Annotated in this window: 20 protein-coding genes; 10 read left to right on the top strand and 10 right to left on the bottom strand. The window is 64.8% G+C overall.

Features of this window, described 5'->3' with window-relative positions:
- Window positions 1-109: 109 nt before the first annotated feature.
- Window positions 110-925, bottom strand: coding sequence for a class I SAM-dependent methyltransferase (locus tag ACNJYA_RS33355; protein WP_439401481.1), 816 nt, complete (start codon window positions 923-925; stop codon window positions 110-112).
- A gap of 195 nt (window positions 926-1,120) precedes the next feature.
- Between ACNJYA_RS33355 and ACNJYA_RS33360 the strand changes: the two genes are divergently transcribed.
- Window positions 1,121-2,587 carry an FAD-dependent oxidoreductase gene (locus ACNJYA_RS33360; protein ID WP_439364537.1) on the top strand — a complete coding sequence of 489 codons (1,467 nt, stop codon included), beginning with the start codon at window positions 1,121-1,123 and terminating at the stop codon, window positions 2,585-2,587.
- Between the two features lie 180 nt (window positions 2,588-2,767).
- Here ACNJYA_RS33360 and ACNJYA_RS33365 read toward each other — a convergent pair whose 3' ends face one another.
- Window positions 2,768-3,145 (bottom strand): PRC-barrel domain-containing protein, encoded by a 378-nt coding sequence (locus ACNJYA_RS33365; RefSeq protein WP_172788132.1) that lies wholly within the window; start codon window positions 3,143-3,145, stop codon window positions 2,768-2,770.
- A gap of 222 nt (window positions 3,146-3,367) precedes the next feature.
- Here ACNJYA_RS33365 and ACNJYA_RS33370 point away from each other — a divergent pair, with 222 nt between their 5' ends.
- The gene (locus ACNJYA_RS33370) at window positions 3,368-3,772 is read left to right on the top strand and encodes a DUF4864 domain-containing protein (RefSeq protein ID WP_439364538.1); all 405 of its coding nucleotides are present in this window, start codon (window positions 3,368-3,370) and stop codon (window positions 3,770-3,772) included.
- Window positions 3,773-3,825: 53 nt separating this feature from the next.
- On the opposite strand, the gene ACNJYA_RS33375 is transcribed toward ACNJYA_RS33370, so the two are convergent.
- Entirely contained in the window at window positions 3,826-5,091 is a 1,266-nt protein-coding gene (locus ACNJYA_RS33375) for an MFS transporter (protein WP_172788221.1), read from the bottom strand.
- On the bottom strand, window positions 5,030-5,290 hold the full coding sequence (locus tag ACNJYA_RS33380; RefSeq protein ID WP_172788125.1) for a hypothetical protein: 261 nt from the start codon (window positions 5,288-5,290) through the stop codon (window positions 5,030-5,032). The genes ACNJYA_RS33375 and ACNJYA_RS33380 overlap by 62 nt, the downstream gene beginning before the upstream one ends.
- On the opposite strand from ACNJYA_RS33380, the gene ACNJYA_RS33385 reads away from it, so the two are divergent.
- From ACNJYA_RS33385 to ACNJYA_RS33420, 8 genes are all read left to right on the top strand, one after another.
- Window positions 5,277-5,669, top strand: coding sequence for a hypothetical protein (locus ACNJYA_RS33385; RefSeq protein ID WP_439367544.1), 393 nt, complete (start codon window positions 5,277-5,279; stop codon window positions 5,667-5,669). The two genes, ACNJYA_RS33380 and ACNJYA_RS33385, sit on opposite strands and share 14 nt — an antisense overlap.
- Before the next feature lie 77 nt (window positions 5,670-5,746).
- Window positions 5,747-6,028, top strand: coding sequence for a hypothetical protein (locus ACNJYA_RS33390; protein WP_439364539.1), 282 nt, complete (start codon window positions 5,747-5,749; stop codon window positions 6,026-6,028).
- 9 nt (window positions 6,029-6,037) lie between these two features.
- Window positions 6,038-7,465 (top strand): TolC family protein, encoded by a 1,428-nt coding sequence (locus tag ACNJYA_RS33395; RefSeq protein ID WP_439364540.1) that lies wholly within the window; start codon window positions 6,038-6,040, stop codon window positions 7,463-7,465.
- A 14-nt stretch (window positions 7,466-7,479) separates the two neighbouring features.
- Entirely contained in the window at window positions 7,480-8,814 is a 1,335-nt protein-coding gene (locus tag ACNJYA_RS33400) for a copper oxidase (RefSeq protein WP_212260449.1), read from the top strand.
- A 32-nt stretch (window positions 8,815-8,846) separates the two neighbouring features.
- Window positions 8,847-9,302, top strand: coding sequence for a cupredoxin domain-containing protein (locus ACNJYA_RS33405; protein ID WP_439364541.1), 456 nt, complete (start codon window positions 8,847-8,849; stop codon window positions 9,300-9,302).
- Between the two features lie 17 nt (window positions 9,303-9,319).
- On the top strand, window positions 9,320-9,622 hold the full coding sequence (locus tag ACNJYA_RS33410) for a copper-binding protein (RefSeq protein WP_172788126.1): 303 nt from the start codon (window positions 9,320-9,322) through the stop codon (window positions 9,620-9,622).
- 338 nt (window positions 9,623-9,960) lie between these two features.
- Entirely contained in the window at window positions 9,961-12,102 is a 2,142-nt protein-coding gene (gene flhA, locus ACNJYA_RS33415) for a flagellar biosynthesis protein FlhA (protein ID WP_172789644.1), read from the top strand.
- A 294-nt stretch (window positions 12,103-12,396) separates the two neighbouring features.
- Window positions 12,397-12,597 (top strand): hypothetical protein, encoded by a 201-nt coding sequence (locus ACNJYA_RS33420; RefSeq protein WP_172789643.1) that lies wholly within the window; start codon window positions 12,397-12,399, stop codon window positions 12,595-12,597.
- A gap of 282 nt (window positions 12,598-12,879) precedes the next feature.
- On the opposite strand, the gene ACNJYA_RS33425 is transcribed toward ACNJYA_RS33420, so the two are convergent.
- From ACNJYA_RS33425 to fliI, 6 genes are all read right to left on the bottom strand, one after another.
- Window positions 12,880-14,100: an NAD(P)/FAD-dependent oxidoreductase gene (locus tag ACNJYA_RS33425; RefSeq protein WP_439364542.1), complete on the bottom strand. Its 1,221-nt coding sequence runs from the start codon at window positions 14,098-14,100 to the stop codon at window positions 12,880-12,882.
- A gap of 299 nt (window positions 14,101-14,399) precedes the next feature.
- Window positions 14,400-15,359: a helix-turn-helix transcriptional regulator gene (locus ACNJYA_RS33430; RefSeq protein ID WP_172789641.1), complete on the bottom strand. Its 960-nt coding sequence runs from the start codon at window positions 15,357-15,359 to the stop codon at window positions 14,400-14,402.
- A 149-nt stretch (window positions 15,360-15,508) separates the two neighbouring features.
- Window positions 15,509-16,567, bottom strand: coding sequence for an anti-sigma factor domain-containing protein (locus tag ACNJYA_RS33435; RefSeq protein ID WP_439364543.1), 1,059 nt, complete (start codon window positions 16,565-16,567; stop codon window positions 15,509-15,511).
- A 37-nt stretch (window positions 16,568-16,604) separates the two neighbouring features.
- A complete protein-coding gene (locus ACNJYA_RS33440) occupies window positions 16,605-17,150 on the bottom strand; it encodes a sigma-70 family RNA polymerase sigma factor (protein WP_172789639.1) in 546 nt (181 codons plus the stop codon).
- A 316-nt stretch (window positions 17,151-17,466) separates the two neighbouring features.
- On the bottom strand, window positions 17,467-17,886 hold the full coding sequence (gene fliJ / locus ACNJYA_RS33445) for a flagellar export protein FliJ (RefSeq protein WP_172789638.1): 420 nt from the start codon (window positions 17,884-17,886) through the stop codon (window positions 17,467-17,469).
- Window positions 17,887-18,007: 121 nt separating this feature from the next.
- Window positions 18,008-19,333: a flagellar protein export ATPase FliI gene (fliI, locus tag ACNJYA_RS33450; protein ID WP_439364544.1), complete on the bottom strand. Its 1,326-nt coding sequence runs from the start codon at window positions 19,331-19,333 to the stop codon at window positions 18,008-18,010.
- Window positions 19,334-19,584: the final 251 nt, after the last annotated feature.

Consider the following 19,584-nt stretch of genomic DNA (forward strand, 5'->3'; position numbering starts at 1 on the left):
AAATGTCTGAACTGGCCCCTTGCGTCACGCTGCGAGGCTCATGACCGTTCGGTCCTCGGAGGAGACGGAAGCAGCGATCTCCTTCGCATTTTAACCCAAGCGGGGCTCACTAGAGGGAAGCAATCGCTACGAAGGATTGCTGCGGAAATGTCAGCTTGCCACCTGCCAACATCGAACGATCAAGGCGAGAGGCTGCATCATCGGAAATCGAGACGATTAGGCGCTCCCGCTCAAGTACCTCCTTGTCCTTCAGGAGCCCAGCCATTGGTGTTGCCGTGAGCTGAAAGCGAACATAATCCAACATTGACGGAAACTTGATCTGTTTGGTGACCGTGGCCACATCGACAAGATCAAAGCCCGCCTGCTTCGTCCAATCGGCGATCTCCTGAGCATCGCAAGAGAGATGCTCGGAACGCTTGGTGCGTGACGCCTCTTCTCCGAGGCACTCATCGAGCGCCTGGACAAATGCGTACGCTGCGGGGGTGTTCTCAATTGCGCTGTAAACGCTGAAGCCTGCGCGGCCTCCGGGCTTGAGCACCCGCACCATTTCCTTTAGCGCGAGAGGCCGATCTGGAAAAAATTGAAGCCCGAGCTGGCAAAGCACCACGTCGAAACTGCCTGCATCGAATGGAAGGTCGAGCGCGCTCCCCTCGATCCATTCAACCTGTGGAGACCTCGAGCGCGCAATCGCGAGCATGGCACTAGTGAGATCAAGGCCAACGACACGTCTCGCCAGGCCAAGCTGCTCCGTGAACCTCGCTACGACCCCAGTTCCACAGGCGATGTCGAGTACGCTGTCGCCGCGCTTTGGCGCGATGCGGTCGAGCAGGTCGCCGGCCCATAGTGAAGTGATCGCTGGTACCAGGTACCGATCGTAAAGTTCCGGCGCGGTGGCATCCATTTGCCAATGTTCTTCGACCGACATGACTTCCCCTATGATCACTAGTGGAAAGCATTGCACGCTCGCAGCGTTGATGCTGACCTATTGGACGAGGAGCTGCAAGGGGCGAGGCCGCTTCTGGCGCCTTTCTTTGAACCTCCGGTTCGCCACACCGACTCAATCTCTTGAGTACCCGTGCCCACGTGGGTGGGCATCGTTGTCGTTCGCCGGGAGGAGACGATGACGATTTCATCGCCGCTTCTGCGGCCCGCCGAGCTCGAACAGGTGGGGAAGAAGATGAGCAAAATCGTCATTTGCGGCGGAGGCGTGATTGGATTGAGCGTTGCGACGATGCTTGGTCGCGACGGCCACGACGTCACGGTCCTGGAGGCTGATCCGGCCGGTCACCCTGTGGCCGCTGCCGAGGGATGGGACACGTGGGCACGTCCGGGAGTTGCACAATTCAGGCAACCGCACAGCCTCGGTTCGCGATTTCGGATGATCAGCGATCTGGAATTGCCGGGATTGACGGATGATTTGCTGCGCGCCGGATGCGTTTGGGTGGACTTTCTCGACAGTCGATCTCTTCCCCCGACGCTAACGGACAAGACACCGCGTCCCGGCGACGAGGCCATGCGCTTCGTCACTGGAAGAAGGCCAATTATAGAATGGTCCGTAGCTGCAATGGCGCAAGCCGCGCCTAACGTGGCTATTCGTCGGGGGACCAAGGTTCGCGAACTGATCATTGGCGCATCGGCGGTCGCGGGTGTGCCGCACGTCACGGGGGTGCGCACGACATCCGGCGAAGAGATTCGCGCTGACTTGGTCATCGACGCCATGGGACGGCGAAGCACGGCTTGTGACTGGATCAGCGGCGCGGGTGCCCGCAGCCCGTTCGAGGAAGCGGAAGACAGCAACTTTGTCTATTTTACGCGATATTTCTCGGGGCAACAGCGGCCTCGCAGGATGGGACGCGCGCTTACTCCGATGGGCTTGTTCTCGATCCTGACCCTGGACGGCGACAACGACACCTGGTCGGTCACCTTGTATACCTCGTCGAGAAACAAGGCGATGCGCGCCTTGCGCGATACGGCGACATTCCATCGCGTCGTCTCAGCGTGCCCACGGCAAGCCCATTGGCTCGACGGCGAGCCAATAACACCCGTCCTTCTGATGGCGGGAGTTATCGACCGATACCGGCGATTTGTCGTCGATGGCCGTCCCGTCATCACGGGATTCGCTGCTGTCGGCGATGCATGGGCGTGCACCAACCCGTCCGCCGGACGAGGCTTGAGCGTCGGACTTCTGCATGCACAGGTGCTTCGCAATGTTGCCCGCCGACACCTCGACGATCCCGAAGCGTTCTCCCGGGAATACGACGCCGAGACCGAAATCCAGGTCGGTCCGTTTTACCGCAACCAGATCGCCGCGGACCGTGCGCGGATCGCTGAGATGAATGCTCTGGAAGCGGGCACGCCGCTGCCCGCACCCAACCCGGTCATGGCCAAGCTTCTCATTGCGTCGTCTCAAGACGCCGACGTGCTCCGTGGCATCATTGAGATCGCAATGTGCGTTGCGCTGCCTCAGGAGGTCGTCACCAGACCGCGCGTCGCCGCAAAACTGGCTGAAATGGACGGCTATCAAATCCCGCCGGATCCCAACATCATCGACCGACACCGCATGGCAGCGCTGCTGGACAGCTCGTAGGATGGGGGTAGATCGCCAGCGAAACCCATCCTTTCTCCAAGGCGAAAGCACTAGGCATTGCGAAGTCCAGTCCTCCGATCCAGTGAGGACAAGTCAATCAGCTTCTGCCCGATTGGCGACTTGCACGACCTCTGATGTTGGTGCCGCCGTCAGTTCAGCTGTCCTGACGCGCAGCTGGCGTTATAGGCCACCTCGCCCTTCCCAGTAGGTTGGCGTTCCATAATACCGGTGAGTTCGCTGTTCCCAGTCTCTATCTTCCCAGGAGTCATCGCTGAACTCGGGCGCATCCCTCAGCTGTTGCTCGGTGATATTGGTTCGAAAACCGCCAAGCGACCTGTCATATGTCAGAGCGCCCCAGGGAATGGGGTAGTGGCTGTGACCCAAGCCCACAAATCCACCAAAGCTCATGACCGCATAAGCCACGCGGCCTGACATCTTGTCGATGATGAGGTGATCAATCTCGCCGATATTCGTCCCATCTGCTCCATAGACTTCGGTTCCCTCAATGTCCTCGCTTGAGATGCAGTGATGATCCGGATGGGCTGTTGCACGGGCCATGACTTTGCTCCTTGATAAGGTGGTTTTGCCGGCTTAACTCGGCCATCGCGGAGCCGTTCCTGCCTTAGGAGAACATGTCGCAGCTGCCTGCGGTTTGTGTCGCTGTCCCGGATGAATGGGCATCTGGAGCATCCAAGCCCAGCGCGTGATATCTGAGTGCACGCCCTGTCGGTGCACATGTGCTAGGATCGCCTCCGCCGGGATCTCAACGCGGAGCCTGCCATGCGCATCGCAGCCTTGCTGGTCGCTCTCATCGTTGCCTGTCATCACGCAGCGTTTGCCGGCGATGTCGCGGCCGCCCAAAGCGTGATCCGCGCCCAGGAGCAGGCCTTCGTTCGCGACGATGCGACGGCGGCTTATTCCCATGCGGCACCGGCGATCAAGGAGATCTTTCCCGCACCCGACATCTTCATGTCCATGGTGCAGAACGGCTACGCGCCGGTCTATCGTCACAAGAGTTTCGAATTCGGCGAGAGCAAGACCGATGGCACCTGGATCGCCCAGCGCGTTCATATCGTCGATGCAAATGGCGAGGCCTGGGAGGCGCTCTACACGCTCGAGCAGCAGGGCGACGGCAGCTACAAGATCACCGGCTGCTCGCTGCTGAAGGCGGGACAGGCCGTTTAAAGCATGATCCGGAAAAGTGTGTAGCGGTTTTCCGAAAAGATCATGCTCAAACTTCAAGTGGCAAAACCCGCCCCGGTCTTGACCGAGCCCATCCGCGCGCGGATCAAGAGCAGCACGACGATGCCGATGTTGAGCGCATTCCAGGCGACGCCATTGGCGAAGGCCGCGGCATAGGAGCCGGTGGCATCGAAGATGACGCCTGACACCCAGCCGCCGAAGGACATGCCGAACACGGACGCAAAGATCACGATGCCGACGCGGGTCGCGGCCTCGCTCGCCGGCATCGCCTCGCGCACGATGATGGCGTAGCTCGGCACGATGCCGCCCTGGAACAGGCCGAACATCGCGGAGATCAGATACAGCGAGGTCAGGCTGTCGAAGAACAGATAGAACACCAGCGCAAAGCCCTGCGCCAGCGATCCCACCAGCAGCGTGCGGATGCCGCCGATCTTGTCGGCGAGGTAGCCCGAACCGATCCGGCTGACGATGCCGCAGCCCATCATCAAGGACAGCATCTCGGCGCCGCGCGCGACGCCATAACCGAGATCGCCGCAATAGGCGACGATGTGCACCTGCGGCATGGCCATCGCCACGCAGCAGGAGATGCTGGCGATCGAGAGCAGCACCGTCAGCGTATTCGTCGACAGCCTGAGATCGACCCGCGGCGGCGGTGCGTTGGCATGATCGTGGACGGTGTCGCGGCCCATTTGCGCGCGCAGGATCAGCACCAGCACCGTCATCAGGCCGGCGCAGACGATGCCGATGCCGATATGGGTGTAGCGCCAGCCGATCTCCTGCGTGCCCCAGCTCACGATCGGCGGCCACATCGCGCCGGCGACATAATTGCCGCTGGCGACGATGGTCACGGCCAATCCGCGATAGCGCTCGAACCAGTGCGAGGCTTCGGCCATCAGCGGCGCGAAGGTCGCGGAAGTGCCGAGCCCGATCAGGAAATATGCCGCCACGAACTGCCACAGCTGCCCCGACAGGCCCGCGAGCACATTGGCAACGCCGAGAAAGGCGATGCTGATCGCCATCGCCGGCACGATGCCGAACCGGTCGGTGATCTTGCCGGCGATCACGCCGCCAAGCCCGAAGCCGAACATCATCAGGGTGAAAGCCAGCGACACCGCGCCGCGCGTGGCAGCGAATTCGGTCTGCACCACGGGAATCACGACCACGACCGCCCACATGCCGACGGCGCCGATCGAGCCGATCACGAGGGCAAGGACGAGTCGCACCCAGGCCTGACGGGAGTCAGGGGTGAAGGAAGCAGGTGTTTGTCCTGGATGATTTGGCGCGTGCACGGTCAGGACCATGTTCGCGGACCGTCGCATGGTCAACCAGCGTGCCGCGATATTGGGCATGCGCGGTGCGCTGCGGTAATAAGTTCTTGGCGAATGCGTCTTTTGACATTAGGTTGCAATAAGCGCGTGCAACATTGCCGCGCGAGGAGCCTATCGGCGGGATGTTGTTGCGATTGACGCGATCGGTGCGGATCAGGGTGGGGCGAATCATCGCCCTCGCCTATCTGTTCTGCGTGCTCGCGCCAGCCGCAAGCCTTGCCTGGGGCAGTGCTGCGCCCTGCCTTGGCGACGAGACCTTGGCCGACCTCGTCCCGGTGCATCATCACATGGCTGCGAGCCATGGCGATGTTCCGCACGAGCATGCGGGCACCCCTTCCCGGACTGCCGCGAAGGACGCACCTCTTCCGAATCATCACGACGGCAAGGGAACAGTGGGCCCGTGCTGTGCGATGATGTGCGTCAGTGCGCTGCCGGCCGATCTGCCCAGCGTCGCCACGCCGGTCCAGCCGATGTCGACCTGTGCGCCCGAGATCGTGCCCAGCCTGCACAGCGCCGCGCCGCCCCAGCACTATCGTCCCCCCATCGCCTGATCTGACACGACGGCGTCGGTTTCGACACGCGCTTTTGCGCGCGCGAACCTGTGGTCTTTCAGATCAGGAATGAAGACATGCTTGCGCTTTCCGGGGCGACATCCGCCGCATCCGCGGTGGGTGAACGACATTCTCGATTCATTTGGCTGCTGCTCGCCTTTGCTGCGACGGTACTATCCGGCTGCATGCCGGCAACGACGCAGATAGCCAGCGCGGATCCCGCCGATCCGGCGGCGAAGGTGGCCCCAATCGGCTATCGCTCGACCACCGCGCCCTATACCAGCCTGCGGCCGGCGACGCCGGCGCCGTGGCGTGACCGCAACGAGGCGGTGACGCCGCGGCCGAAGCAAGACCGCTAGGGGCGCGCCATGTCACAGCATTTTGCGCGAGCCCTGCTCCTGCTCGCCGCGCTCGGCATGTCCGGTTGCGCCGCGTTCTCGCCCGACGGCGGCATGACTGAAGTCGCGGATCTGACGAGCCGGACCATCAACAAGGACGTCGCCTTCGTGCGCTCGGCCGAGGGCGCCGCCACGGTCGACGCCCGCGTCCGCCAGCTGCTCTCGCGCACCCTCAGCGTCGACGCCGCCGTGCAGATCGCACTGCTCTACAACAAGGGACTGCAGGCTGCCTATAACGAGCTGGCGCTGGCGGAGGCCGACCTGGTCGAGCAGAGCCTGCCGCCCAATCCGGTGTTCGCGGTCTCGCGCATCACAGGCAATGGCGCCAGCGAGATCGAGCGCCAGGTGGTCGGCGACATCCTCGCGCTCGCCACCCTGCCGTTCCGCTCCGAGATCGCCCGGGAGCGCTTTCGCGGCGCGCAGCTGCGCGCCGCGCTGGCGACGCTGCGGCTCGCCGCGGACGTGCGCCTCGCCTATGTCCGCACTGTCGCTGCCAACGAGATGGTGGGGCTGCTGACCGACGCGAAAGCGACGGCGGAATCGACCGCACAGCTCGCGCTCAAGCTCGGCGAGACCGGCTCGCTCAACAAGCTCGACCAGGCCCGCGAGCAGGTGTTTTATGCCGAGACCACCGCCGACCTCGCCACCGCGCGGCAGGCGGCGGGAAGCGCGCGCGAAAGGCTGGCGCGCCTGATGGGGCTGTGGGACGACGGTCTCGACTTCCGCCTGCCCAATCAATTGCCGCCGCTGCCGCGTCGGCCGCTCGCGCTTCCCAGGATCGAAGCCGATGCGGTGGCGCATCGCATCGACCTGCAAATCGCACGGCTGGAGCTGGCCGCGCTGGCGAAGGCGCTTGATCTCACCGAGGCGACGCGCTTCGTGACGCTGCTCGATCTCGCCGGCATCTCCCGCCGCACCCAGGATCCGGAAGGGCCGCCGTTCCGCGAGCGCGGCTTCGACATACAATTCCAGATTCCGATCTTCGACGGCGGCGAGGTGCGCGTGCGCCAGGCCGCCGAGACCTACAACCTCGCCTTCAACCGCCTGGCCGAGCGGGCCGTGAATGTGCGCTCCGAAGCGCGCGACGCCTATCGCGTCTATCGCTCCACTTACGACATCGCCGGCCACTACCAGCGCGAGATCATCCCGTTGCGCAAGATCATTACCGAGGAGATGCAGCTGCGCTTCTCCAGCATGCAGGTCGACATCTTCGCGCTGCTCACCGAAGCGCGGCAGCGCCTCGCGGCGCTGCGCGGCGCGATCGATGCCAGGCAGCGATTCTTCCTTGCCCAGGCCGATCTGCAGACCGCCGTCAACGGCGGCGGCGCGTCCGCCGCCGGCGGGGACACTCCAACCACTATCGCCGCGGCAGCACCTGCCGAAGGCGGCGGACACTAAAGACGGAGGCTGAGATGTTTTCCCGCCGAGGATTTTTGAGCACCGCCGCGCTGGTCGGCGCATCGGCCATTCAAGGCCGCGTCCAGGCCGCTTCGATTCCGGAAGCCGCCACCATGGACAAGGTGGTGATGCAGCCGCCGCTGCACCCCACCAGCGGCCCGGATTATCGTCCCGTGGTCACGCTGAACGGCTGGTCGCTGCCGTTCCGCATGAACGGCGACTGGAAGGAATTCCATCTCGTCGCCGAGCCGGTGGTGCGCGAGTTCGCGGAAGGGATGAAGGTGAATTTGTGGGGCTACAACGGGCAATCGCCGGGCCCGACCATCGAGGCCGTCGAGGGCGACAAGCTCCGCATCTTCGTCACCAACCGCTTGCCCGAATACACCACCGTGCACTGGCACGGCATGATCATCCCGAGCGGCATGGACGGCGTCGGCGGATTGACCCAGCCGCACATCGAGCCCGGCAAGACCTTCGTCTACGAATTCGAGATGAAGAAGAGCGGAACCTTCATGTACCACCCGCACTCCGACGAGATGGTGCAGATGGCGATGGGCATGATGGGCATGGTCGTCGTGCACCCGCGCGATCCGAACTTCCGCGCCGTCGACCGCGACTTCGTGTTCGTGATGAGCACCTATCGCGTCGACCCCGGCACCTATCTGCCGCACGTCAACGAGATGACGGACTTCAACATGTGGACCTGGAACGCGCGGGTCTTTCCCGGCATCGATCCGCTGCCGGTCAGGCTCGGCGACAAGGTGCGCGTGCGCATCGGCAATCTCAGCATGACCAACCATCCGATCCATTTGCACGGCCACAGCTTTGCGGTGACCTGCACCGATGGCGGCTGGATTGCCGAGAGCGCGCAGATCCCGGAGACGACCACCGACGTGCCGGTCGGCGCCATCAGGGTGTTCGACGTGCTCGCCGACAATCCCGGCGACTGGGCGTTCCACTGCCACAAGTCGCACCACACCATGAACGCGATGGGACACGACGTGCGCAACCTGATCGGCGTGTCGCGCAAGGACCTCGCCAAGGCCGTCGGCAAGCTCGCGCCTGACGGCATGGCCATGGGCTCGACCGGCATGGCGATGGGCAACATGGAGATGCCCGCGCCCGACAACACGCTGCCGATGATGACCGGCACCGGCCAGTTCGGCCCGATCGAGATGGGCGGCATGTTCACGGTGATGAAGATCCGCGAAGACCTCGCGCGCGACGATTACCGCGATCCCGGTCCGTACAAGTTCCCGCAAGGCACCGTCGCCTACGAAGTGGCCGCACCCGCCACGGAGCCGGCACGGCACAAACCCGGCAGGGCGCCGATGAAGCACAAGATGTGAGCGTTTCGATGAACCACCAACTGGAGACTACGATGAAGATCACGATCAAGCTCGCCCTCGCGCTGGCTGCACTTTCGACCGCACCGGCCTTTGCTCACGACAAGCACGGGCACGGAAATTATTCGGCCGGCGAGCCCGGCGATCCCAAGAAGCCCGCACGAACCATCGAGATTCTGATGAACGAGATGGACTACACGCCCGCAAAGATCGAGGTGAAGCGCGGCGAGCAGATCCGCTTCGTGCTGCGCAATGTCGGCAAGGAAGACCACGAATTCCTGCTCGCGACGACGAAAGAGAATCTCGCGCATGCAGTCGAGATGAAGAAGCATCCGCACATGGAGCACGACGATCCCAATGCGGTGCGGCTTGCACCAAAAAAGACGACCGAGATCCTCTGGAAGTTCAGCAAGCCCGGCACGTTCGAATATTCGTGCCTCATTCCCGACCACCGCGAGTACGGCATGGTCGGCCAGGTCACCGTGAAGTAACGCGAAAGGAGATTCCCATGAACCGCATCATCAATATCACGGCCGCGCTGGCGCTGACCGCCGGCCTTGCGACCGCAACCCTCGCCGCCGAAGGCGCTTCGATCAGCGGCGAAGTGAAGAAGATCGACGAAGGCGCCGGCAAGATCACGCTCAAGCACGGACCGGCGAAGAGTCTCGGCATGGATGACCCCATGACCATGGTCTATCGCGTCAAGGACGCGGCGATGCTCAAGCAGGTGAAGGTCGGCGACAAGGTGACCTTCGAGGCCGAGGAGGCGTCGTCGGGCTACACGGTGACGAAGATGGAGAAGGCGAAGTAGCTTCCGCTGTCATTCCGGGGCGCGCCCCTTGGCGCGAGCCCGGAATCCATTTCACCACCATACCTGCGACCCGATGGATTCCGGGCTCGATGCTCCGCATCGCCCCGGAATGACACCCCGAAACACACCGGTCCACCCCTTCCCACCCCTCCGTTAACCCTTTGCTAACCATACACCGGGCAAAAATTGCCGGGTGAAGTCGAGTGTCGTCGGCCGCGTAGAACGGGAGGAACCCCGTGGACGCCAGTGCGGTGCCTCACTTTCGGAACGGCGGCCCATCGGCCGCCGCGCAGACGTTTGGGGCGCGCGGACGGCAGTCGCGCGGGGAGGCAGCTACCATGGTCGACGTCACCGCGGGACAGGGCGTAGGCAACGCCAAGCCCGGCATCCCCTCCCTCAACGACATCGTCACCGTCCTCAAGCGCGGCGACATCGCGCTGGCGCTCGGCATCCTCACCATCCTGGTGGTGCTGATCCTGCCCCTGCCCGCGATCGTGCTCGACCTGTTCCTGGCGATCTCGATCACGCTCTCGATCCTGATCCTGATGACGTCGCTGTTCATCCAGGCGCCGCTCGAATTCTCCGCCTTCCCGACCATCCTCCTGATCTCGACCATGCTGCGCCTGTCGCTCAACATGGCCTCGACCCGCCTGATCCTGTCGCACGGGCACGAGGGCACGGCTGCGGCCGGTCACGTCATCGAGGCCTTCGGCAACTTCGTGATGGGCGGCAATTTCGTCATCGGCATCATCGTCTTCGCCATCCTGATCATCGTCAACTTCGTCGTCATCACCAAGGGTTCGGGCCGCATCGCCGAAGTCGCCGCGCGCTTCCACCTCGACGCCATGCCCGGCAAGCAGATGGCGATCGACGCCGACCTCTCCGCCGGCCTGATCGACGAGAAGGTCGCCAAGGAACGGCGCAAGGAGCTGGAGGACGAAAGCGGCTTCTTCGGCGCCATGGACGGTGCCTCCAAGTTCGTCCGCGGCGATGCCATCGCCGGCCTCCTGATCGTCTTCATCAACGTCGTCGGCGGCATGATCATCGGCGTCGCGCAGCAGGGCATGTCCTTCGCCGACGCCGGCCGCACCTACACGCTGCTGACCGTCGGCGACGGCCTCGTCACCCAGGTGCCGGCGCTGATCGTCTCCACCGCGGCCGGCCTGCTCGTCTCCAAGGCCGGCGTCTCCGGCGCCGCCGACAAGGCGCTGATGAAGCAGTTCTCCGGCTATCCGCAGGCGCTGGCGATGTCCTCGGCGGTGATGCTGGTGCTGGCGGCGCTGCCGGGCATTCCGACCATTCCCTTCCTCGCGCTCGGCGCCGGCGCCGGCGCGCTGGCCTGGCACGCCCGCAACCACAAGAAGACCGCCATCAAGGCCGAGCAGGCCGCCATGGCCGCACCCGCTCCGGGAACGCCGGGCGCTCCGGGCGCTGCCGCGGCGGAAGAGCCGATCTCCGCCGCGCTCAAGATCGACGACCTCAAGATCGAGCTCGGCTATGCGCTGCTGCCGCTGGTCAACGGGCCCGACGGCACCGATCGCCTCACCGAGCAGATCAAGGCGCTGCGCCGCTCGCTCGCGATCGAGATGGGTTTTGTGATGCCGGCGGTGCGCATCCTCGACAACGTCCAGCTCGAGGCCAACACCTACATCATCAAGATCAAGGAGGTCGACGCCGGCACCGGCAAGATCTGGCCGAACCAGTTCATGGTCATGGACCCCGGCGGCAGCCAGGTGCAGGTGCCCGGCATCCACACCACCGAGCCGACCTTCGGCCTGCCCGCGACCTGGGTCGATGCCAGCCTCAAGGAAGAGGCCTCCCTCAAGGGCTACACCGTCGTCGACGCCGCGACCGTGCTGTCGACCCATCTCACCGAGCTGCTCAAGGCCAACATGTCGGACCTGCTGTCCTACGGCGAGGTGCAGAAGCTGCTCAAGGAGCTGCCGAAGGAGCAGAGCGAGCTGGTCAAGGACATCGTGCCGGGCCAGGTCACGGTCTCCGGCATCCAGCGCGTGCTGCAGCTGCTGCTCGCCGAGCGCATCTCGATCCGCGATCTCTCCACCATCCTCGAAGGCATCGCGGATTCGCTCGCCTTTTCGCGCAACCCCGCCACCATGGTCGAGCACGTCCGCGCGCGGCTGGCGCGGCAGATCTGCGCGCAGAACACCTCCTACGCCGGCTATCTGCCGCTGATAGCGCTCTCGGCGAAATGGGAGCAGGCCTTCGCCGAATCCATCATCGGCCAGGGCGAGGAGCGCAGCCTTGCGATGCAGCCGTCGAAGCTGTCGGAATTCATGACCGCCGTGCGCGAGGCCTTCGAGCGCGCCGCCCGCGAGGGCGAGGCGCCCGTGCTGGTCACCTCCGCGTCCATCCGGCCCTTCGTGCGGTCCCTGGTGGAACGGTTCCGGGCCCAGACCACCGTGCTGTCGCAGGCCGAAATCCACCCCAGGGCGAGGCTGAAAACGGTCGGAAGCATCTGATTTGCCTTAAGAAGCCGTGTGTTTTTCAGTCACAGGCAAATGGTTTTTGAGTTCCTGGCGCTTTGTCGACCAAGCGCCCAAAAGTCGGGCCACAGGCACATTACAGCTTTGAAATAATTGTATAAAACGACGATCGAAGGTCGCTTTTGATCGCGATCTTTCACGTCCTATCACGCTCTTGTGATGGCCTCTTGGGAACGATTCCACCCAATACTAGGTTGTTGGGCACCGGAAGTATGAACCTGCCTGAAGCGGCCGGCGACTACTTCGGGTAGATGGCGGCAGGAGGCTTCCATGAACCACTCGATCTACAGCGCAGATCGCGCGACCCATTTGAAAGTCGTGGTCGTCGCCCTCGTCGCAGGGATCGCGTTGGCAGGCCTCGGCATCACGGCACGCTCGGGTTCGGATGAAGGCCTGACCCAGACCGCCCGCGTCATCAAGGCCGGCAAGCCGGTCGTTGTCACCAGCTCGAACGCGTCCCTCGTTCGCTAAGGAGATCTGACGAGTTTTCTGAATTCACGCGGCTCTTTACCAGCCCCCCAAAGTCGCCACGTGGATATGTAGACGACCCCAACCCCAAGTCGACTACAGAAAGCGCCCGCCCCCCACGGGCGCTTTCCCATGTCTGGGGTACCTCGTCATTGCGAGCGCACGCGCGTCAAACTCGTCATTGCGAGCGCAGCGAAGCAATCCAGACTGCCTCCGCGGAAAGATTCTGGATTGCTTCGCTGCGCTCGCAATGACGGAGCAAGCGGCAGGGCCCTGCCTGTCAAACTACCTCCCCCCATACGTCGGCGGCGGCGCTTGCACGGTCGGCGCGGCCGCGGCGAACAGCTCGTCCTTGCGGCCGGTCAGCGGCGGATAGATGCGCTTGCGGTTGATGGTCTCTTTGGTCGCCTTTGCCGCGGCGCCGGTGGCGCGGACCTCGCGATTCCACCCTTCCGTATAGAGCGCACCCCAGCCGCCGAGGTCGAGCACGGTGACGTACCAGTCGATCCGCAGCGGCAGCATGGGCAGGCCGACGAGATCGGCGACGACGTTGTGGCCGGCGAAGCGGCCCATGGGACGGGCGAACTGACAGGACATCACGGTCGGATGCAGACCGTCGATCACGCTCGAGGCGACATCGCCTGCCGCGAACACGCCGCCGACATCCGCAACCCGCATGAAGGGATCGACCAGCAGACGCCCGAGGCGATCGCGCCCGCCCGGAAAGCTCGCCGCCAAAGGACTTGCTCGCATGCCTGCGCACCAGATCACCGTCTGCGCCGGGATGAACTCGCCCGAGCTCAGATGCACGCCGGCCGCCTCGACCGAGGCGACGCGCACGCCGAGCCGCATCTCGACGTCGAGTGAGGTCAGGGCCGTCTCGATGACGGGACGCGCATGCGCGCCGATGCTGGCACCGACGCTCGGATTGGAATCGACCAGGATGATGCGGCGGCTGCCGGTGATGCCCGCATGCGCGAGCCGCGCCGGCATTTCGGCCGCGACCTCGATGCCGGTGAAGCCGGCGCCGACCACAACCACCGTTGAACGGCCGACAGACGGCGCGCTGCGTCCGAGCGAAACCAGATGATCTTCGAGGCGGAGCGCCGCGGCATAGCTGTCGACGTCGAAGCCATGCGCGGCAAGGCCGGGAATGTCGGGGCGCATCACCTCGCTGCCGAGCGCCAGCACGAGGCGGTCATAGGACAGCGTCTCCTCGCCGGCGCTGGTGACGAGCGAGATTTCGCGCCGGGCCGGATCGATGGCTTCGATCTCGCCGAGGCCGTGGCTGACACCGATCGGATCGAGCAATTGCGGAAGCGGAAGCGCGACCTCGGCCAGATCGGCCTCGTAATTGCGCACGCGGATGTTGTGATAGGGATTGCGGTCGACGAGATGGATCTCGATGTCGCGCTCGCTTGCGCCGATCTCCTCGCGCTTGCGCGCAGCGCCGATGGCCGCCCACAAGCCTGCAAACCCGGCGCCGAGCACGACGATACGCGCCATCTCCGCCTACTGCACTTTCCCGAGGATTACCTGCGGCCTGCCCGCAGAGACAGACTAGCTCAACAGCGGGCGGCGACCAAATGCGGCAGCGCCCGCGCCGCCAACACGAAATCGCGATCTACGCTTCGCGCAACGCGGCCGTGGGATGGGTGGAGCGAAGCGGAGCGCAGCTTGAGGACGACCTGGTGCGACATACACCGTCATTGCGAGCGCAGCGAAGCAATCCAGAGTCTTTCCGCTGGGGCAGACTGGATTGCTTCGCTGCGCTCGCAATGACGACCTTCCTACAGACCTGCGATCTACGCCTCGCGCAGTTCCGACGGCGTCGCGCCAAAGCGCTTGCGGAAGGCGCGGTTGAAGTAGGACAGATCGGAGAAGCCGGAGGAATGCGCGATGTCGCTGATCTTGCGCATCCTGGCGCGGGGATCGCCGAGCAGCTTGCGTGCCTGGAGCAGGCGCTGCTCCAGCACGAATTCGGTGAAGGTCGTGCCGGCCTGCTCGAACAGGCGCTGGGCCTGGCGCGGGCTCAAGCCCGAGCGCGTCGCAACTTCGGCGAGGCAGAGATCGTTGCGGCCGAGCGCGGCCATCACGTCGGCGCGCATGAGATCGAGGCGGGCCGCCGCCTGCCCGCGGCCGCGGGCGCGGCTTGCATGCTCGGCATCGGTGCCGAGCAGGAGACCGACGAGATCGACCATGTGCTGCGCGGTCAGGCGCTGGCCGACCGCATCGAGATGCGGCGCGTGATTGGCGGCGAGCGCGTGGTAGCGGAAGATGGTCTCGGCGACCGCGCCGTCGATGAGCACCTGCGAGAGCTTGTCCTCGGCACGCGGGCTGATGTCGAGCAACGCACGGCGCGGCATGCGAATGGTGGTGAAGCGGTCTGCCTCGGTGTGGCCGACTGTCCCGGTCACGCTCATGTCGACCAGCACCATCTGGGCGGGCGCGAGCTCGACGGTGTGGCCGTTCTGCCCGACGCGGACGAGCCCCGCATGGGCCGAAATCAGCACGAGATCGTCGCTGCCGTCGGCAAGGTGGCTCTGCGTGCGGGAATATTGCGCCGAGGCGCCTTCGGCAATGGCGAGCGCGATGTTGTCGACGACGCTGATCTGCAGCCGGCAATCGATGCTGTCGCCATGGCTCGGCCCGATATCGAGGCCACACGGACCGACGGCCCGCTCGCGCCAATGTTCGAAGGCCGCACCGTGCGGCAGGCCGGTATATTGGTGAACGAAGATGCCCGGCGTTCTCGCTGCATCCATCTGATTTCTCGCCCTTTCCGGCATCACCGCGTGCAAATTCCGGGAATTTGACGCCGCGGACCGGGCGGAGGTTCAAATCGGGGGCGGATTCAGGGGCATTTGTCGGGATGCGACGGTGGGACGGACCGTGGCGACAGTCGCCGCGGCCCCTATTTTTGCGCGGGCGCCTGCGGTTGGGACGGCGGCACGGTCTCGATCAGCTTGCCGGAAAACACCGGCGCGGAGGTCGGCTGGCCGTTCGGCGAGCCGCCGGCCTGCTCGACGGTGACGGCGTAGGTCGCGCCGTTGATGACCTCGGTATCGTAGGAAGCGAGCAGCGGACGCGCGGTGAAATCGCTGGCGCCGATGACGCCGAGCGAGCGCGGGCGCGGCAGCTTGTCCGAGATCAGCCAGAGCTCGAAGCTCTTCCCGGGCTCCGGTGTCGCGCCGACCTTGCGCACCGTGAAATTCCGCGTCGCGCCGTCGATCGTCATGATGAAGGCGGGACCACCGCCCTGGCCCTGCAGCAGCGCGACATATTGCGCGGAGGCGGCGAGCGGCGCCGCCGGCGTCTTCACCTCGACCGTCTGGATGCGCGGCGCGGGACGCAAGGCGCCCGGCAGCGCCTCGGGCAGGAAGATCTGCAGCGACAGCGTCACGAGCAGCGCGGCGGCGAGCGCGCCGATTGCGGATGCGACATTGCGCCAGCGCTTCACCCGGCCCTCGAGACGAATCACATTGCTGTCGTCGACCACCGGCGGCTGCGGCGCACGGACGACGTTGGCATCCGGAGCATGGACTTGCGGGATGAATTGCGGCGCGATGTCCGGAAGCGCATCAGGCTCGGGATGCGGCGCCTCGATCGGCCCGGCTTCGGGCTGCAGCGTCTCCAGCGGCTGCGAGCTCTCGGACGGAGGCTCCGCAGGTCCCAGCGAGAACGAGTCGGGCACAGGTGGCGGCGGCGGCGAAGCCTCGACGCGCACGGGCTGCTCCTGCGCGGCGGCCGTGCGCGCGATCTCCGCCCTGATGTTCTCCCACACGATCGGACGCGGCTCGACCGAGCCGACCATCTGGTTGAGCACGCCGAGCCGATAGGCCCAGGCCTGCACGATTTCGGCGAACGCCGGGTCCACCGCCATCATGGTCTCGACCTGCGCGCGCTCGTCGGCGCCGAGCGTACCGAGCGCGTATTCCGCGGCGAGCGCGATATGGTCCTCCGTGTAGGCCATCAATTGCAGTCCAGAACCACCCTCATCATCCAAGCGATCACAGTCCGAGGCACTCCCGGATTTCCAGCATGCTGCGCCGCAGCCACGTCTTCACCGTGTTGACGGGCGCGGCGAATTTCTCCGCCAATTGCTCGCGGCTCCAGCCGTTGTAATAGGCGAGCAGCACGAGCCTCTGACGGTCCGGCTCGAGCCGGCCGACGCATTCCAGGAGCCGCTTCAGCTCCTCGGTCATCTCGCGGCGCGCCAGCGGATCGGGACTTTCGGCCGCCACCTCCATCGCCTGAGGCTCTTCCTCGATGGAGGTTTCCGATTTTTTCCGCACGATGTCGATCGCGCGGTTGCGCGCAATCGAGGCCATCCACGTGATCGGCGACGACAGGGCCGGATTGAACTGGCCGGCGCTGTTCCAGATCTTGACGTAAGTCTCCTGAATGACCTCCTCCGCGAGATCCTGCCTGCGCAAGATACGGAGCACGACGCCATAGAGTTTCGCGCGCGTGGCGGCGTAGAGGCGCTCGAACGCGGCCTGATCGCCCTTTGCCACCGCCTCGATCAACCCGACCAGCTCTGCTGGCGTCAGCATTCAGCCCCCTGAAACGCGGCCCAGTCGCTTCCCTTCACCTCTCCCCGACGGGGAGAGGTCGATTTGCGCAGCAAATCGGGTGAGGGGGCGCAGGGCTGACGGGAGACCGTTACCCCTCACCCGGCGCTCCGCGCCGACCTCTCCCAAGGGAGAGGTGGTCACCGCCGTCGCTGGCACAGCATTCATCCCCGCTACCATAGCGCGCGGCCAAGCCGACCACCAAGGGGCGCGGCGCCACACTGTGGACAGCACATGCGAAAACCCGGACCTTGCGGGTCCGGGTTTTGGAATTTCTGGATGGTCTGGCGCTAGCGGCTCAGGCGACGGCGCCGATGCGGGCACGCATCAGGCCGATGCTGTCGAGGTCGGCCTGCTCGCGGGCGTTCTCCTCGGCGCGCTCGCGGGCCTGGTCGCGCTCGTCGAGCAGCTCGACCTTTTTCAGCTCCTCGAAGGCCTCGGCCAGTGCGGCCTTGGCCTCCTCGAGCTGGCCCCTGAGCTCGTCGGCCGAACGGGTCAGGTTCTCGCGGCGCTGGATCGCGGCTTTGGCGTAGGTCGGGTAGGCGAAGTGCGAGGGATCGTTGATCCCGGCGCGCTCCTGCTCGGTCTGGATCTCGCGTTCGAGATCGACCGACATGCGCTGGAAGTCGGCGATCATGGTCTCGATCTGGGTGACCCGGCGGCGCTTCTCGTCGACCTGAAATTTCTTCAGGCGGATGAGGGTATCTCGTGACTTCATCGACTCGTACTCCCCAGAAGTCCCCCCGCTGCACGTGGGACGATACCGGTCACCCCACGGGCCCGAAGGGGGCCCAGACCGGCTCTGCTACTCTGTGGGATCGGATGATGACCGGACAAAGTTAGCGTTCCGTTTCCAAATTGCCGAGGATTTGCGCCAATTGGCGATAGCCCTCCGCGAGCGATGCCTTTTCGTCCTTGCGCTGGCGCAGGAAGGCTTCCAGCGGCTCATTCAGGCGGATCGCCTCGTCGACCTCGGGACTGGAGCCGGCGCGGTAGGCGCCGAGACGGATCAATTCCTCCATGTCGGCATAGGTCGCCATCACCTGGCGCGCCCGCAGGATGACGGGCCAGAACTGCGGATCGGCCGATTTCGGCATGGTGCGCGAGACGGATTTGAGAATGTTGATCGCGGGGTAGCGGCCGCGCTCGGCGATCGAGCGCTGCATCACGATATGGCCGTCGAGGATGCCGCGCACGGCATCCGCGATCGGCTCGTTATGGTCGTCGCCGTCGACCAGCACCGTGAAGATCGCGGTGATGGCGCCCTCGCCCAGTCCCGGCCCGGCACGCTCCAAGAGCTTCGGCAACTCGGTGAAGACGGTCGGCGTGTAGCCCTTGGCCGTCGGCGGCTCGCCGGCGGACAGGCCGATCTCGCGCTGGGCCATGGCAAAGCGCGTCACCGAGTCCATCAGGCAGAGCACGTCCTTGTCCTCGTCGCGAAAGTACTCGGCGACCGCGAGCGTGAGGTACGCCGCCTGGCGGCGCATCAGCGCCGGCTCGTCGGAGGTCGCGACCACAACGACCGAGCGCGCGAGGCCCTCCTCGCCGAGATCGTCCTGAAGGAATTCCTGCACCTCGCGGCCGCGTTCGCCGATCAGCCCGATGACGCTGATATCGGCATCGACGTTGCGCGCCAGCATCGACAGCAGCACCGACTTGCCGACGCCGGAACCTGCGAAGATGCCCATGCGCTGACCGCGGCAGCAGGTGAGAAAGGTGTTCATGGCGCGCACGCCGAGATCGAGCGGGCTGCCGACGCGCTTGCGCGAATGTGCAGGCGGCGGCGTATTGCGGAACGGCATCGGCGAAGAGCCTTGCGGCAGCGGCCCCTTGCCGTCGATCGGCTCGCCCAGCGCGTTGACGACGCGGCCGAGCCAGGCCGCGGATGGCCGCACTTGATTGGCGGCGTTGGCGATCACCGCCTTGCAGCCGCGGCGCACGCCCTCGAGGCCGGCGAACGGCATCACCACGGCATTGTTGCCGGAGAAGCCGATCACCTCGCAGGGAATGGTGCGGTTGGCGCCGGTCTCGATCACGAGCCGCGCGCCGACCGACATCGCGTGAATCGGGCCGGCCACCTCGACCATCAGACCGCGAACGCCGACGACGCGGCCATAGATGTTGATGCCGTCGATGTCGCCGATCTGTTCGGCCAGCGCCTTCATAGGGGGGCCTTCATCGGCAGCGCACCTTCATATGAGGGGCCTCATGAGATGGTCGCCTTTGGTGATCCCGGGACATCACGGTGGAAACCTTAAGTTTCGCCATATTTCTGAACGGCGCTTAACTTCGTGTTTACCCGCATCATTAATCATTGCGTCACTGTCTTTGAGACTGAGCGTGACTCCCCTTCAGAAGAAGGCTGAGTCGCGGGAGTCGGTTAGGCCCGTCTCTTAAAGTGGAGCTTGAACGGAAT

The organism is Bradyrhizobium sp. BLXBL-01, from assembly GCF_051853025.1.
In the GTDB taxonomy this organism is placed as follows: Bacteria; Pseudomonadota; Alphaproteobacteria; order Rhizobiales; family Xanthobacteraceae; genus Bradyrhizobium.